This window comes from Pseudonocardia sp. SID8383, from assembly GCF_009864975.1.
GTDB lineage: Bacteria > Actinomycetota > Actinomycetes > Mycobacteriales > Pseudonocardiaceae > Pseudonocardia > Pseudonocardia alni.
Window position 1 is genome coordinate 1 of record NZ_WWFY01000625.1, and the last position, 12628, is coordinate 12628.

Below are 12628 nucleotides of genomic sequence, written 5' to 3' on the forward strand. Positions count from 1 at the left end.
GCTGCTCGACGCCGGCACCGCCACCCGCGGGCTCGTCGCGGAGGCCCGCCGGGCCGGGGCGGCCGTCCGGGAGGGCGTCACCGTCGTCGGCATCGGCAGGCGGCGCGGGCGCGGCGTGCTGCACACCGTCGACGGCGAGACCGTCGCCGACAACGTCGTGATCGCCACCGGCCACGGCGCCGGTCTCGTCCCGGGCGCCATCGGGATCGAGCAGCGCCGCGTCGTGCTGAGCTGGTTCGGGGTGCGGGACCCCGCCCGGTTCGCGCCCGCGGTCTTCCCGCCCGGGATCCACACCGCGGCACCGGTGCACACGTTCTTCCCCGCCGTCGACGGCGCCACCGTCAAGATCAACCACCAGCAGCCGCAGCCCCGCGTCCACTCGCCGGCCGACCACCACCCGTGGGTCGAGGCCGGCTACACCCGGGACTGGGCCGGTGCGGTCGCCGCGCGCCTCGCCGGGATGTCCGACCGGCCCGCCCGGCTGGAGTCCTACGTCGAGGGCTACACCCCGACCCGCCGCGGGATCGTCGCGCTCGCCCCGTGGGAGCCGCGCACCGTCGTCCTCGGCGGGTTCTCCGGGCAGGGCTTCAAGTACGCCCCGGCCGTCGGCGAGCTCGTCGCCGACCTGGTGCGGACCGGCCGGTCCGGGTCGCCGGCGTTCACCCCGGCGCTCGCGGCCGGGGGCTGAGCGGCCCGCTTCCCCGGATCCGCCCCGGGGTGCGATCGTGGGTGCCGTGCGAGCGCAGCTGATCTCCCGTGCCGACCTCGACTTCCTGCTCCACGACTGGCTGCGGGTGGTCGAGCTCTGCGACCGCGAGCGCTACGCCGAGCACGACCTCGACACCATCGACGCCGTCGTCGACCTCGCCGCACAGGTCGCGACCGAGCACTTCGCGCCGCACCGCAAGGTCTCCGACACCCGCGAGCCCGAGTTCGACGGCGAGCGCGTCACGCTCCCCGACGAGGTCCGCGCCGCGCTGAAGGTGCTGGGCGACACCGGGATCGTCGGCGCCGGGCTCGACGAGCGGGTCGGCGGGATGCAGCTGCCCGCCGTCGTCGTCCAGGCGTGTTTCGTGTGGCTGCACGCCGGCAACGTCGCCACCGCCGCCTACCCGATGCTCACCGTCGCCGCGGCCAACCTTCTGCTCACCCACGGCAGCTCCGAGCAGGTGCAGACCTGGGTGCGCCCGATGGTGGAGGGCCGCTACTTCGGCACGATGTGCCTGTCCGAGCCGCAGGCCGGGTCGTCGCTGGCCGACGTCACCACCCGGGCCGAGCCCCGCGACGACGGCACGCACCGGATCACCGGCACCAAGATGTGGATCTCCGGCGGCGAGCACGAGCTGGGGGAGAACATCGTCCACCTCGTGCTGGCGAAGATCCCCGGCGGACCGGCCGGGGTGAAGGGCATCTCGCTGTTCGTGGTGCCCCGGGTGCTGGAGAGCGGCGAACGCAACGACATCGCCCTCGCCGGGCTCAACCACAAGATGGGCTACCGCGGCACCGTCAACACGGTGCTGAACTTCGGCGAGGGCCGCGCGACCCCGGGCGGGGAGGCCGGCGCCGTCGGCTACCTGGTGGGGGAGCCGCACACCGGTCTCGCCCAGATGTTCCACATGATGAACGAGGCCCGGGTCGGGGTCGGGGCGGGTGCCACCGCACTCGGCTACGCCGGTTACCTGCTGGCCCTCGACCACGCCCGTACCCGCACCCAGGGCCGCCCGGCCGGGGCGAAGGACCCGGCGAGCCCGCAGGTGCCGATCGTCGCCCACACCGACGTGCGCCGGATGCTGCTCGCGAGCAAGTCCTACGTGGAGGGTGCGCTCGCGCTGAACCTGTACTGCGGGCGGCTCCTCGACGAGGAGCGCACCGCGGGGACCGACGAGGAACGCCGCCGGGCGCACCTGCTGCTGGAGGTGCTGACCCCGGTCGCGAAGAGCTGGCCGTCGCAGTGGTGCCTGCACGCCAACGCCCTCGCCATCCAGATCCACGGCGGCTACGGCTACACCCGCGACCACGACGTCGAGCAGCTCTACCGCGACAACCGGCTCAACCCGATCCACGAGGGCACCCACGGCATCCAGGGCCTGGACCTGCTGGGCCGCAAGGTCGTGATGCAGGGCGGCGCCGGGCTGACGCTGCTGCGGGAGACGATCGGGCAGACCGTGGAGCGCGGACGCGCGGTCGGCGGGGAACTCGCCGCGCACGCCGACGCCGTCGCGGCGGCCGTGGACCGGGTCGTCGAGGTGACCGGGATCGTGCACGGCCAGGACGACCCGGCGCTGGCGGTCGCACACTCCTCGGTCTACCTGGAGGCCGTCGGGCACGTCGTGCTCGCCTGGATCTGGCTGGAGCAGGCGCTCGCCGCCGAGGGCCGCGACGGCGACCTCTACGAGGGCAAGCGTGCCGCGGCCCGCTACTTCGTGCGCCACGAGCTGCCCCGCACCGGCCCGCAGCTGGACCTGCTCGCGTCGCTGGACCGGACCACGCTCGACGTCCGCGACGCCTGGCTCTGACCCTCCTCAGCCGGGGAACACCGGGACGCACGCCCCGGTGGCCCGGCCGTCGGGGTGCAGCAGCCACCCCATCCGCTTGCGGGTCCGCAGGATCACCGAGGTGTCCACGATCTGCGCCTGCGGCAGCGACCGCTCCAGCGCCGACTGCATCCCGACCAGCTCGCCCAGCGAGTGCGTCCACGCCGTGACCAGAAGATTCTCCGGCCCGGTGAGCGACAGGCACAGCCGCACCCGCGGATCGGTACGGACCCGGCGCACCGCGTTCTCGACCGCGGCGGTCGGCAGCCGGATCCACCACGTCACGCAGATCGGCCACCGGGTCAGCAGCTGTGCGACCTCGCAGCGGAACACCAGTGCCCGCGAGCGCACCAGCGCCGACAGCTGCCGGCGCACCGTCGACGCCGGCCGCCCGACCCGGTCCGCGAGCTCCGCGGCGCTCGCCCGGCCGTCGGCGCACAGCTCCCGCACCAGCGGCGCGTACACCGGCCCCCGCAGATCGACACCCGCCGCCTGCGGTGTCGTGTCCGCCCGGCGCAGCGCGCGCACGGCCGCGACCTGCCGGGCGTCGAGACCACCTCACGGGCGCGGTGACGGCCCCGGACGGAGGTGCGGGTCACGCTCCGTGCCCCCGTCCGGCGGGAAGATCGCGGCGAACGGGTCCGTTGCTCCCCCTGTGCGGGGGACGGGTGTGTGGCTGGTGTGCCGGCGGGTGATCGACCTGTGCCGCCGTCCGGCCACGGGCTGTCGGCGCTGACCGCCGACCACACCCGTACCGCACCTCCTGGGGGAACCCGTGTCACTCGTCGTCCGTGCCGCACGCGCCTGGCAGCGCCCGCGCGTGTTCGCACTGCTCACCGTCGCCGGGCTCGTGCTCGGCGCACTGCTCGGGCTGACCGCCCGGGTCACCGCGTCCGCGGGTCTCGCGACCACGCTGGACACCGTCGGCGGACTGTTCACCGGCCTGCTGCAGTTCACGGTCGCGCCGCTGGTGTTCCTCGCGATCGTCGTCGGCATCGTCAGCCTGCGTGACCTCGGCGGCGGCCGCACCGCGGCCCGGCTCGGCGGGCGCACCGTCGCCTGGTTCGCCGGGACCTCCCTGGTCGCGGTACTGATCGGCATCACGATCGGATTGATCGGGCGGCCCGGTGAGGGCGTCACGATCGCCGCCGACCCGGCCGACGTCGAGGCCGTGGGCGCGCGGACCGCGGGGTCGTGGGAGGCACTGCTGTCGAACCTGGTGCCGGACAACCCGGTCGCCGCGTTCGCCGACGACAACGTGCTCCAGGTCGTCGTCGCCGCGCTGCTCGTCGGCGCCGCCGCCTACGCGCTGGGGGAGAAGGCCGAGCCGTTCGTCGCGTTCTCCCGCTCGGCGTTCGAGATCGTCCTGACGGTCATCCGCTGGATCGTCGTGCTCGCCCCGATCGGCGTGCTCGGCCTGATCGGCACCGCGTTCGCCACCTACGGCAGCGGCGTCGTCTCCTCGCTCGCCGGGCTGATCGGCACCGTCTACCTCGGTTGCGCGATCGTCCTGTTCGGTGTCTATCCGCTGCTGCTGAAGGTCGTGGCCGGGATCGGGCCGCGCCGTTTCTTCGGCACCACCTGGCCGGTGCTGCAGTTCGCCTTCGTCTCCCGCTCGTCCGGCGCCGCCCTGCCGATGTCCCGGCAGGCCGCGATCGACCTCGGCGTAAACCGCAACTACGCCGGGTTCGCCGTCCCGCTGGCCACGACCACCAAGATGGACGGCTGCGCCGCCGTCTACCCGGCGCTCGCGACGATCTTCGTCGCGCACATCTCCGGGGTGCAGCTCGCGGTGTGGCAGTACCTGGTGATCGTCGCCGTCGCGGTGTTCGGGGCGCTGGCCACGGCCGGGACGACCGGCTGGTTCACCATGCTGACCCTGACCCTCGCCGCGGTCGGGATGCCGCCCGCGGTGATCGCGGCCGGGATCGCGGTCGTGATCGGCATCGACCCGATCCTCGACATGATGCGCACCGCCACCAACGTCGCCGGGCAGATCACCGTGCCGACGCTCGTCGCGGCGCAGGAGGGGATCCTCGGGCGCGACGCCGCCGATCCCGCCGACGCCACCACGGCCACCGAGGCCACCGCCTCCGTAGAGGGTGCGACGGCCGGCCGGGTGTCGGCCACCTCCGCCTGACCCCGGTCGCGCACCGGCCCGTCGCGCCCGTACCGCGGCGCCGGTCCGGGATCGATCAGTACCTCGGCGCCGCCCCGGCGGCGCCGAGGTGCCGATCGACAGTGGCGCGCCGGTCGAGGGAGCTCCGCGGTCGGCGTGACCCGGGTCGCACCGCCCCGTGGCAGTCAACACTGACTGTTTCCTGCTACCGTCGTGGCGAGCCGACGGCCCCGTCCCGGGCGCCGTCCACCGTCGCGAAGGAGCGAACACCGTGCGAGACGCAGTCATCGTCGAGGCTGTACGCAGCCCGGTCGGCAAGCGCAAGGGCGGCCTCGCCGGCATCCACCCCACCGACCTGTCGGCCCACGTGCTGCGCAGCCTGGTGGAGCGGTCCGGCGTCGACCCGGCGCAGATCGAGGACGTGATCTGGGGCTGCGTGTCCCAGAGCGGCGAGCAGACCTTCGACATCGGCCGCAACGCCGCGCTGGCCGCAGGGTTCCCCGAGACCGTCACCGGCGTGACCGTCGACCGCCAGTGCGGGTCCAGCCAGCAGTCCGTGCACTTCGCCGCGGCCGGTCTGATCGCCGGGCACTACGACGTGGCCGTCGCCGGTGGCGTCGAGTCCATGACCCGGGTCCCGATGGGCTCCTCGCGCCAGGACCAGGACCCGCTGGGCAACGACTTCGCCGAGCGCTACGGCGTCGCGCCGAACCAGGGTGTCGGCGCCGAGATGATCGCCGAGAAGTGGGGCTTCTCGCGTCAGCGTCTCGACGAGTTCGCCCTGCAGTCGCACGAGCGCGCCGCCGCCGCGCAGGACGACGGCCGGTTCGACGGCCAGATCGCCCCGATCGCCGGCGTCACCGCCGACGAGGGTGTCCGCCGCGGCGGCACCCCGGAGGGTCTCGCCCAGCTCAAGACGGTGTTCAAGGACGCCGACCAGGGCGGCGTCATCCACGCCGGCAACTCCTCGCAGATCTCCGACGGCTCGGCCGCGCTGCTGATGACCACCTCCGAGAAGGCCCGCGAGCTGGGCCTGACCCCGATCGCCCGGGTGCACACCGCGGTGCTGGCCGGGGCCGACCCGGTGATCATGCTGACCGCGCCGATCCCGGCGACCGAGAAGGCGCTGAAGCGCTCCGGCCTGTCGCTGGACGAGATCGGCGCCTTCGAGGTCAACGAAGCCTTCGCCCCGGTGCCGCTGGCCTGGCTGGCCGACATCGCCGACGACGACGGCGACGTCGCCGCCCTGCTCAACCCGAACGGCGGCGCGATCGCGCTCGGCCACCCGCTCGGCGGCTCCGGCGCCCGGATCATGACCACCCTGGTGCACCACATGCGGGACAACGGCATCCGCTACGGCCTGCAGACCATGTGCGAGGGCGGCGGCCAGGCCAACGCCACCATCCTCGAGCTCCTCTGACACCCGCTCCCCACCCGGAAGGAACAGACAGAACATGGACATCAACGGTTCCGTCGCCGTCGTCACCGGCGGTGCGTCCGGCCTGGGCCTCGCCACCACGGAGAAGTTCGTGGAGCTCGGCGCCAAGGTGCTGATCATCGACCTGCCGTCGTCGCAGGGTGAGGCCGTCGCGGACAAGCTGGGGGAGAACGTCCGCTTCGTCGCCGCCGACGTCACGGACGAGCAGCAGGTGACCGCCGCCCTCGACGCCGCCGAAGAGCTCGGTGCGGTCCGCGTCGCGGTCAACTGCGCCGGCATCGGCAACGGCATCAAGACCTACGGCAAGAAGGGCCCGTTCCCGCTGGACGGGTTCACCAAGGTCGTCACCGTCAACCTGATCGGCACGTTCAACGTGATCCGGCTCGCCGCCGAGCGGATCGCGAAGTCCGAGCCGGTCGACGGCGACCGCGGCGTCATCATCAACACCGCCTCGGTCGCGGCGTTCGAGGGGCAGATCGGGCAGGCCGCGTACTCGGCGTCCAAGGGCGGCATCGTCGGCATGACCCTGCCGATCGCCCGCGACCTGGCCGACCTCGGCATCCGGGTCTGCACCATCGCCCCGGGCCTGTTCGAGACCCCGCTGCTGGCCGGGCTGCCCGAGGACGTCAAGACCTCGCTGGGCAAGCAGGTGCCGCACCCGTCGCGGCTGGGGCAGCCCGCGGAGTACGGCAAGCTCGCCGCCCACATCGTGGAGAACCCCATGCTGAACGGCGAGACGATCCGTCTCGACGGCGCCATCCGGATGCAGCCCCGCTAGTCACGACCACCCGAGGGGAGGGGGCGCCGTGAAGCGCACGCTCTACGAGTCCGACCACGAGGACTTCCGGGAGGCGTTCCGCGCCTTCGTCGAGAAGGAGATCGTCCCGCACGAGGCGCAGTGGGAACGTGACGGCGCCGTCGCGCGGGAGTTGTTCACCACCGCCGGTGCGAACGGCTTCCTGGGCATCGACGCGCCCGAGGAGTTCGGCGGCGGCGGGGTCCAGGACTTCCGTTTCAACGCCGTCATCAGCGAGGAGCTGCTGCGTGTCGGCGCCGCAGGGTCCGGCCTCGGCCTGACCCTGCACAACGACATCGTGCTGCCCTACCTGCTCACCTACTGCACCGACGAGCAGAAGCAGCGCTGGCTGCCGGGCGTCGTCAGCGGCGAGACGATCCTCGCCATCGCCATGACCGAACCGGGTATCGGCTCGGACCTGGCGTCGATGTCGACGACCGCGATCCGCGACGGCGACCACTACGTCGTCAACGGCGCGAAGACCTTCATCACCAACGGGATCAACGCCGACCTGATCGTCGTCGCGGTCAAGACCGACCCGTCGCAGAAGCACAAGGGCATGAGTCTGCTCGTGCTCGAGCGCGGGATGGAGGGCTTCGAGCGGGGCCGCAACCTCGACAAGCTCGGGATGCACGCCCAGGACACCGCGGAGCTGTCCTTCACCGATGTGAAGGTCCCGGTGGAGAACCTCCTCGGGACCGAGGAGGGGAAGGGCTTCGTCCAGCTGGTCGAGAAGCTGCCCCAGGAGCGGCTGTCGATCGCGATCGCCGGTGCGGCGGCGGCCCGGGCGGTGCTCGACGGGACCCTCGCCTACGTCAAGGAGCGCAAGGCCTTCGGCTCGCCGGTGGGCTCGTTCCAGAACTCGAAGTTCGCCCTGGCCGAGATGGACACCGAGATCGACCTCGCCGAGCACTACGTCGACGACTGCGTCCGCGCGCTCAACGCGGGCGAGCTCACCGCCGTCGACGCGTCGAAGGCGAAGTACTGGTGCACCGAGCTGCAGGGCCGGGTCGCCGACCGCTGCCTGCAGCTGCACGGCGGCTACGGCTACATGAGCGAGTACCCGGTCTCCAAGGCCTACGCCGACGCCCGCATCACCCGGATCTACGGCGGCACCACCGAGATCATGAAGGAGGTGATCGGCCGGGGTCTGGGACTCTGAGCCGATGACCGACAGGCGATCATGACCACATCATGAACACCGAACCCACTCCGGTGGTCAGGAGCCGGGCGCAGCGGTCCTCGGACAGCCGCGCCCGGATCCTGGACGCCGCCGTCGCCTGCCTCATCGACGGCGGCTACTCCGGATCCACGACCCTGACCATCCAGTCGGCCGCCGACGTCTCGCGCGGCCGGCTGCTGCACCACTTCCCCAGCCGGGACCGACTGCTGGTCGCGGCGGCGCAGCACCTCGCGGTCAAACGCGTCGCCGACACCGAGGAACGCGTGCGACGGGTGCTCGACGCCGACCAGGTCGGCCTGTTCGAACGCGCCGACCGGGTCATCGAGCTGCTGTGGGAGAGCTTCTCCGAGCCGCACTTCTGGGCGGCGGTGGAGCTGTGGACCGCGGCCCGGTCCAACTCCGAGATCGCCGAGGCGCTGCGTCCCGAGGAGAAGCGGCTCGGTGCGGCGATCCGCGCGTCGATGGCCCGCATGTTCGGCGGCGAGCTGGCGGGCCGCCCGCGGTTCAAGCAGCTGCGCGACCTGCTGCTCACCTCCATGCGGGGGACCGCGCTGACCTACACCTTCGACCCGCGCGACCCCGCGGGTGACGCGATGCTGCCCCAGTGGAAGGACCTGGCGCGGGTGCTGCTGGGGCCGTGACCCGGCTCAGGTGCCGAAGCTCAGCCCGAACGGCGGCGTCGCGCCCTCGGCGGCGACCGGCGGTGCGGGGCGCCGGACCGCCACCCGGTCGCGGCCCGCGTGCTTGGCCTCGTAGAGCGCGGCGTCCGCGGCGGCCAGCAGGCCGTCGAGGTCCGTGCCGTGGTCGGGCGTCGTCGCGACCCCGACCGACACCGACAGCCCGGTGACCAGCCCGGCTGTCGCGGTGTCGACCTGCAGCGCACGCACGCCCCGCCGGATCCGCTCGGCGACCTCGCGGGCGCGGGCGGCCGGGGTGTCGTCGGTGCGCATCCCGCCGAGCGCGACCACGAACTCCTCGCCGCCGAACCGGCCGGCCAGGTCCTGGTCGCGGACCTCGGCGGTGAGGACGTCGGCGACGGCCTGGAGCACGTCGTCGCCCGCCAGGTGGCCGTACCGGTCGTTGACCCCCTTGAAGTGGTCGAGGTCGAGGATCAGCACCGCGGCGGCCCGGTCGGTACGCGTGTCGCGCTCCAGCATCTGCCGGCTGCGCCAGCGCCACGCCGCCGGGTTGAGCAGCCCGGTCTTGGCGTCGGTGTCGACCTGCGCCTCCAGCTGCCGCACCAGGGTGGTCTGCTCGACGACGAGCAGCGGCAGCACCGCGAGCAACGCGAACCAGGGGGAGGTGTTGGCGAGCACGACCGCGACCAGCCCGCCGATCGACAGCGTCGCCAGCTCCAGGCCGATGTCGCCGCCCAGCAGGATCGTGAGGAACCGCGAGCCCGGTGCGGTCAGCCGCAGCACCGACACGACCAGGAGCGTGTTCACCGCCGTGTAGGCGACCAGCGCGCCCAGCACCAGCGCCGCGTTCTGCGGGGTCGCCAGCGCCCCGGCCCGGCCGTCGACCAGCGCGAGCAGCCCCGCGACGGCGTGCACGGCGAGCAGCACCGTGGCCGCGCTGTAGACCTGGCGATGCGGCGGCGTGCCGCTCGGGCGGGCCACCCGCAGGTAGAGGTGCAGGTAGATGACGACGACGACGACCGTGGCGAGCCCCGGCGGCAGCAGCAGCGCGGCCGCGAAGGTCCACACCGAGGTCATGTTGATGTAGCGGGTCGCGGCGATCCGGCGCCGCAGGCGCTCGGCGTTGACCGACAGCTCGGTGTGCACCGCGGCCACCAGCACCAGCAGCCCGCAGAGCAGCACCTCGGTCCGTACCGGCGGGTCCCCGGTGAGCAGGCCCGCGACGACCGCGGCCACCGCGGCGGTCTCCACGACCAGGACCAGCAGCAGCGGGCGCAGCGGCAGGCCGAGCAGCGACCGGGTGTCCGGCGCACGACGGCGGCGACCGGCCGGGTGCGGTGCCACCGGGCCAGAGGTCACGTCGTCTGCCTGTTCGTCGGCTGCGTCAGGGGATGGACCGAGGCTACCCGCGGGTAAGGCAAGCCTTTGCCGTTCGTCCCCCGGTGGCCGGAATCCGCGCCGAACGGCCCGGAACCGACGGCGAACGCCTCAGGTCCACGTTAAATCGTGACGGAGCGTTGTCCGTCGCTTACCCTGGCCACGTCATCACTCGATCGTGGAGCACGCCGTGCGTCCTCACGTGCGGAGCGCAGCGGCGTCCGTTCCGGGACGGGAAGAAGCACTCCGGTCGAGGGGGGATCGCTCGTGCGCAACTGGGACTGGTGAACCGTCATCGGCGCCGCGCGGGACACTCGGTCGTCCCGCGCGGCGCCGCCGTTCCGCGCCGTCGCGCGGCCGGGGGCGCCACCGGCCGGCGCGCTCACGCCCCGGGTGGCCCGACAGGCCCTCTCATCAGATCTGATGACGCGCGGGCGGGACATGCGACACCCTCGTGCGGCGGTGCGTGCACCGTTGCGCCTTGTACTCCCAATGGGTGACACCTGCGTCACGTCGCGACGCTGACCAGTGCGGACGGTCCCTCGGGGCCGGGCCCCGGCGATCACCCCCTAGGCGGGACATCCACCTCCGTGTTGCAGTTAGCCTCGCCTTATCTGAGGCGTGCCGAAGCTACGAGAGGACAGTGATGGCGAACCCTGCGAACGCGAACCCCCACTCCACCCCGGAGGTACTCGACGTGGTGGGGGTCGGGTTCGGGCCGTCGAACCTCGGCATCGCCATCGCCCTGCTCGAGCACAACGCGACGGTCCCCGCCGACGCGCGGGTGAGCGCCCGCTTCGTCGAGCGCCAGGAGCGGTTCGGCTGGCACCGCGGGATGCTGCTCGAGGACGCGACCATGCAGGTCTCGCACCTCAAGGACCTGGTCACGCTGCGGAACCCGACCAGCGGCTTCTCCTTCCTGTCCTACCTCCACGACCGGGACCGGCTCGCCGACTTCATCAACTACGGCTCGTCGTTCCCGACCCGCCGCGAGTTCCACGACTACCTGGAGTGGGCCGCGGCACGGGTGGGGGAGATCAGCGCGGCCGCCGGGTCGGCGGTGACGGTCGACTACGGCAGCGAGGTCCTCGAGATCGAGCCGGTCCGCGGCGGGAACGGCGTGGAGCTCGTCGACGTCGTCGTCCGCACCGGGGACCGGGTGGAGCGCCTGCGCGCCCGCAACGTCGTCCTCGCCTGCGGGCTCACCCCCGTCCTGCCGCGCGGGATCACCATGGGCGGTCGCGTCTGGCACAACCGCGATCTGCTGTTCCGCACCCGCGAGCTCGCCGGGACCGAGCCGACCCGCTTCGCCGTCGTCGGCGCCGGACAGAGCGCCGCCGAGACCGTCGAGCACCTGCACCGCACCTTCCCGACCGCCGAGGTGCACGCGGTGTTCGCCCGCTACGGCTACAGCCCCGCCGACGACACCTCCTTCGCCAACCGGATCTTCGACCCGGCCGCCGTCGACGACTTCTACACCGCGCCGGACGAGGTCAAGGACCGCATCCTCGGCTACCACGCGAACACCAACTACTCCGTTGTCGACCCGGAGCTCATCGAGGGCCTCTACCGCACCCACTACCACGAGCGGGTCGCCGGGACCGAGCGCCTGCGCTTCCGCAACGTGTCGCGGGTGGCCGACGTCGTCGACGTCGGGGACCGGGTGGAGCTGGCCGTCGAGTCGCTGATCGACGGCTCGCGCGAGGTCATCACCGCCGACGCCGTCGTCTACGCGACCGGCTACCGCCCCGCCGACCCGCTGTGGCTGCTGTCCGGCGGCCTCGACGAGGCCTGCGCCCGCGACGCCCGCGGCCGGCTCGACGTGCACCGCGACTACCGGCTCGGCACCACCGCGCTGGCCGACGGCACCGCGGTGCGGGCCGGCTTCTACCTGCAGGGACCGACCGAGCACACGCACGGCATCACCTCGACCCTGCTGTCCAACATCGCGGTCCGGTCCGGCGAGGTCGTCGCCTCGCTGACCGGCGCCCCCGTGCCATCGACGGCGCCGACGCCCGTCGTCGTCTGAGCGCGACCCCACCCGTTCCGCCGATCCCAGGGAGAGCCATGTCCACGAACCCCTTCGACGACCCCGAGGGCAGCTTCTACGCGCTGGTCAACGACGAGGGCCAGTACTCGCTGTGGCCCGCGTTCGCCGAGGTCCCCGCCGGCTGGACGGTCGAGCACGGGCCGGCCGACAAGCCGTCGTGCCTGTCCTTCGTCGAGACGCACTGGACCGACCTGCGGCCGCGCAGCCTGCGCGAACGCGCTGCCGGCTGACCCGTCCCACACCGCCCGTCCCGCATCACCACCCCTGGAGCGCCTCCCGTGACCCGCACGCTGCCGTCCCCGTCCGACCCGCGCCCGGGACCGCTGCCGGACGGTGCGCTCGCGACCTGGCCGGAGCTCTTCGCCCGGCAGGTCGCGGCCACGCCGGACGCCGTGGCGGTGCAGTGCGGCTCGGGGGAGCGCCGCGAGCAGCTCACCTACGCCGGGCTCGACGAGCGGGCGGGGCGCCTCGCGTCGGTGCTGCGCGGGCGCGG

The 12628-nt window shown here is 73.0% G+C and carries 12 protein-coding genes; 10 read left to right on the plus strand and 2 right to left on the minus strand.

Going from position 1 to position 12628, the window contains the following annotated elements:
- Together GTW08_RS15255 and GTW08_RS15260 are read left to right on the plus strand one after the other, a co-directional pair.
- A partial coding sequence (locus tag GTW08_RS15255; protein WP_161152102.1) for an FAD-dependent oxidoreductase occupies positions 1 to 688 on the plus strand: 688 nt, incomplete at its 5' end.
- 46 nt (positions 689 to 734) lie between these two features.
- Positions 735 to 2516, plus strand: a complete 1782-nt coding sequence (locus GTW08_RS15260; RefSeq protein WP_073575254.1) for an acyl-CoA dehydrogenase C-terminal domain-containing protein — start codon at positions 735 to 737, stop codon at positions 2514 to 2516.
- A gap of 6 nt (positions 2517 to 2522) precedes the next feature.
- Here the strand turns inward: GTW08_RS15260 and GTW08_RS32710 are convergent, their stop codons facing one another.
- Positions 2523 to 3062 carry an Lrp/AsnC family transcriptional regulator gene (locus GTW08_RS32710; RefSeq protein WP_083658157.1) on the minus strand — a complete coding sequence of 180 codons (540 nt, stop codon included), beginning with the start codon at positions 3060 to 3062 and terminating at the stop codon, positions 2523 to 2525.
- A gap of 247 nt (positions 3063 to 3309) precedes the next feature.
- Here GTW08_RS32710 and GTW08_RS15270 point away from each other — a divergent pair, with 247 nt between their 5' ends.
- From GTW08_RS15270 to GTW08_RS15290, 5 genes are all read left to right on the plus strand, one after another.
- Positions 3310 to 4674: a dicarboxylate/amino acid:cation symporter gene (locus tag GTW08_RS15270; protein WP_139282720.1), complete on the plus strand. Its 1365-nt coding sequence runs from the start codon at positions 3310 to 3312 to the stop codon at positions 4672 to 4674.
- Positions 4675 to 4924: 250 nt separating this feature from the next.
- Positions 4925 to 6073 (plus strand): thiolase family protein, encoded by a 1149-nt coding sequence (locus GTW08_RS15275; protein ID WP_073574551.1) that lies wholly within the window; start codon positions 4925 to 4927, stop codon positions 6071 to 6073.
- A gap of 34 nt (positions 6074 to 6107) precedes the next feature.
- Complete coding sequence (locus GTW08_RS15280) at positions 6108 to 6869, plus strand: 3-hydroxyacyl-CoA dehydrogenase (RefSeq protein WP_073574552.1); 762 nt, start codon at positions 6108 to 6110, stop codon at positions 6867 to 6869.
- Between the two features lie 28 nt (positions 6870 to 6897).
- A complete protein-coding gene (locus tag GTW08_RS15285; protein WP_073574553.1) occupies positions 6898 to 8049 on the plus strand; it encodes an acyl-CoA dehydrogenase family protein in 1152 nt (383 codons plus the stop codon).
- A 32-nt stretch (positions 8050 to 8081) separates the two neighbouring features.
- The gene (locus GTW08_RS15290; RefSeq protein WP_073574554.1) at positions 8082 to 8711 is read left to right on the plus strand and encodes a TetR/AcrR family transcriptional regulator; all 630 of its coding nucleotides are present in this window, start codon (positions 8082 to 8084) and stop codon (positions 8709 to 8711) included.
- A 6-nt stretch (positions 8712 to 8717) separates the two neighbouring features.
- Here GTW08_RS15290 and GTW08_RS15295 read toward each other — a convergent pair whose 3' ends face one another.
- Positions 8718 to 10052 (minus strand): diguanylate cyclase, encoded by a 1335-nt coding sequence (locus GTW08_RS15295; protein ID WP_083658159.1) that lies wholly within the window; start codon positions 10050 to 10052, stop codon positions 8718 to 8720.
- A 679-nt stretch (positions 10053 to 10731) separates the two neighbouring features.
- On the opposite strand from GTW08_RS15295, the gene GTW08_RS15300 reads away from it, so the two are divergent.
- The 3 genes from GTW08_RS15300 to GTW08_RS15310 all read left to right on the plus strand — a co-directional run.
- Positions 10732 to 12114 (plus strand): lysine N(6)-hydroxylase/L-ornithine N(5)-oxygenase family protein, encoded by a 1383-nt coding sequence (locus GTW08_RS15300; protein WP_073574555.1) that lies wholly within the window; start codon positions 10732 to 10734, stop codon positions 12112 to 12114.
- Between the two features lie 38 nt (positions 12115 to 12152).
- Positions 12153 to 12365 carry an MbtH family protein gene (locus GTW08_RS15305; RefSeq protein ID WP_062395825.1) on the plus strand — a complete coding sequence of 71 codons (213 nt, stop codon included), beginning with the start codon at positions 12153 to 12155 and terminating at the stop codon, positions 12363 to 12365.
- Between the two features lie 48 nt (positions 12366 to 12413).
- Positions 12414 to 12628 (plus strand): hypothetical protein (locus tag GTW08_RS15310; RefSeq protein ID WP_161152103.1); only part of this gene is annotated, 215 nt, incomplete at its 3' end.

What these genes read in the sequence shown, in the direction of transcription:
- GTW08_RS15300 (WP_073574555.1), top strand. Translation starts at nt 10,732, where the DNA reads ATGGCGAACCCTGCGAACGCGAACCCCCACTCCACCCCGGAGGTACTC.
- GTW08_RS15290 (WP_073574554.1), top strand. Translation starts at nt 8,082, where the DNA reads ATGAACACCGAACCCACTCCGGTGGTCAGGAGCCGGGCGCAGCGGTCC.
- GTW08_RS15280 (WP_073574552.1), top strand. Translation starts at nt 6,108, where the DNA reads ATGGACATCAACGGTTCCGTCGCCGTCGTCACCGGCGGTGCGTCCGGC.
- GTW08_RS15305 (WP_062395825.1), top strand. Translation starts at nt 12,153, where the DNA reads ATGTCCACGAACCCCTTCGACGACCCCGAGGGCAGCTTCTACGCGCTG.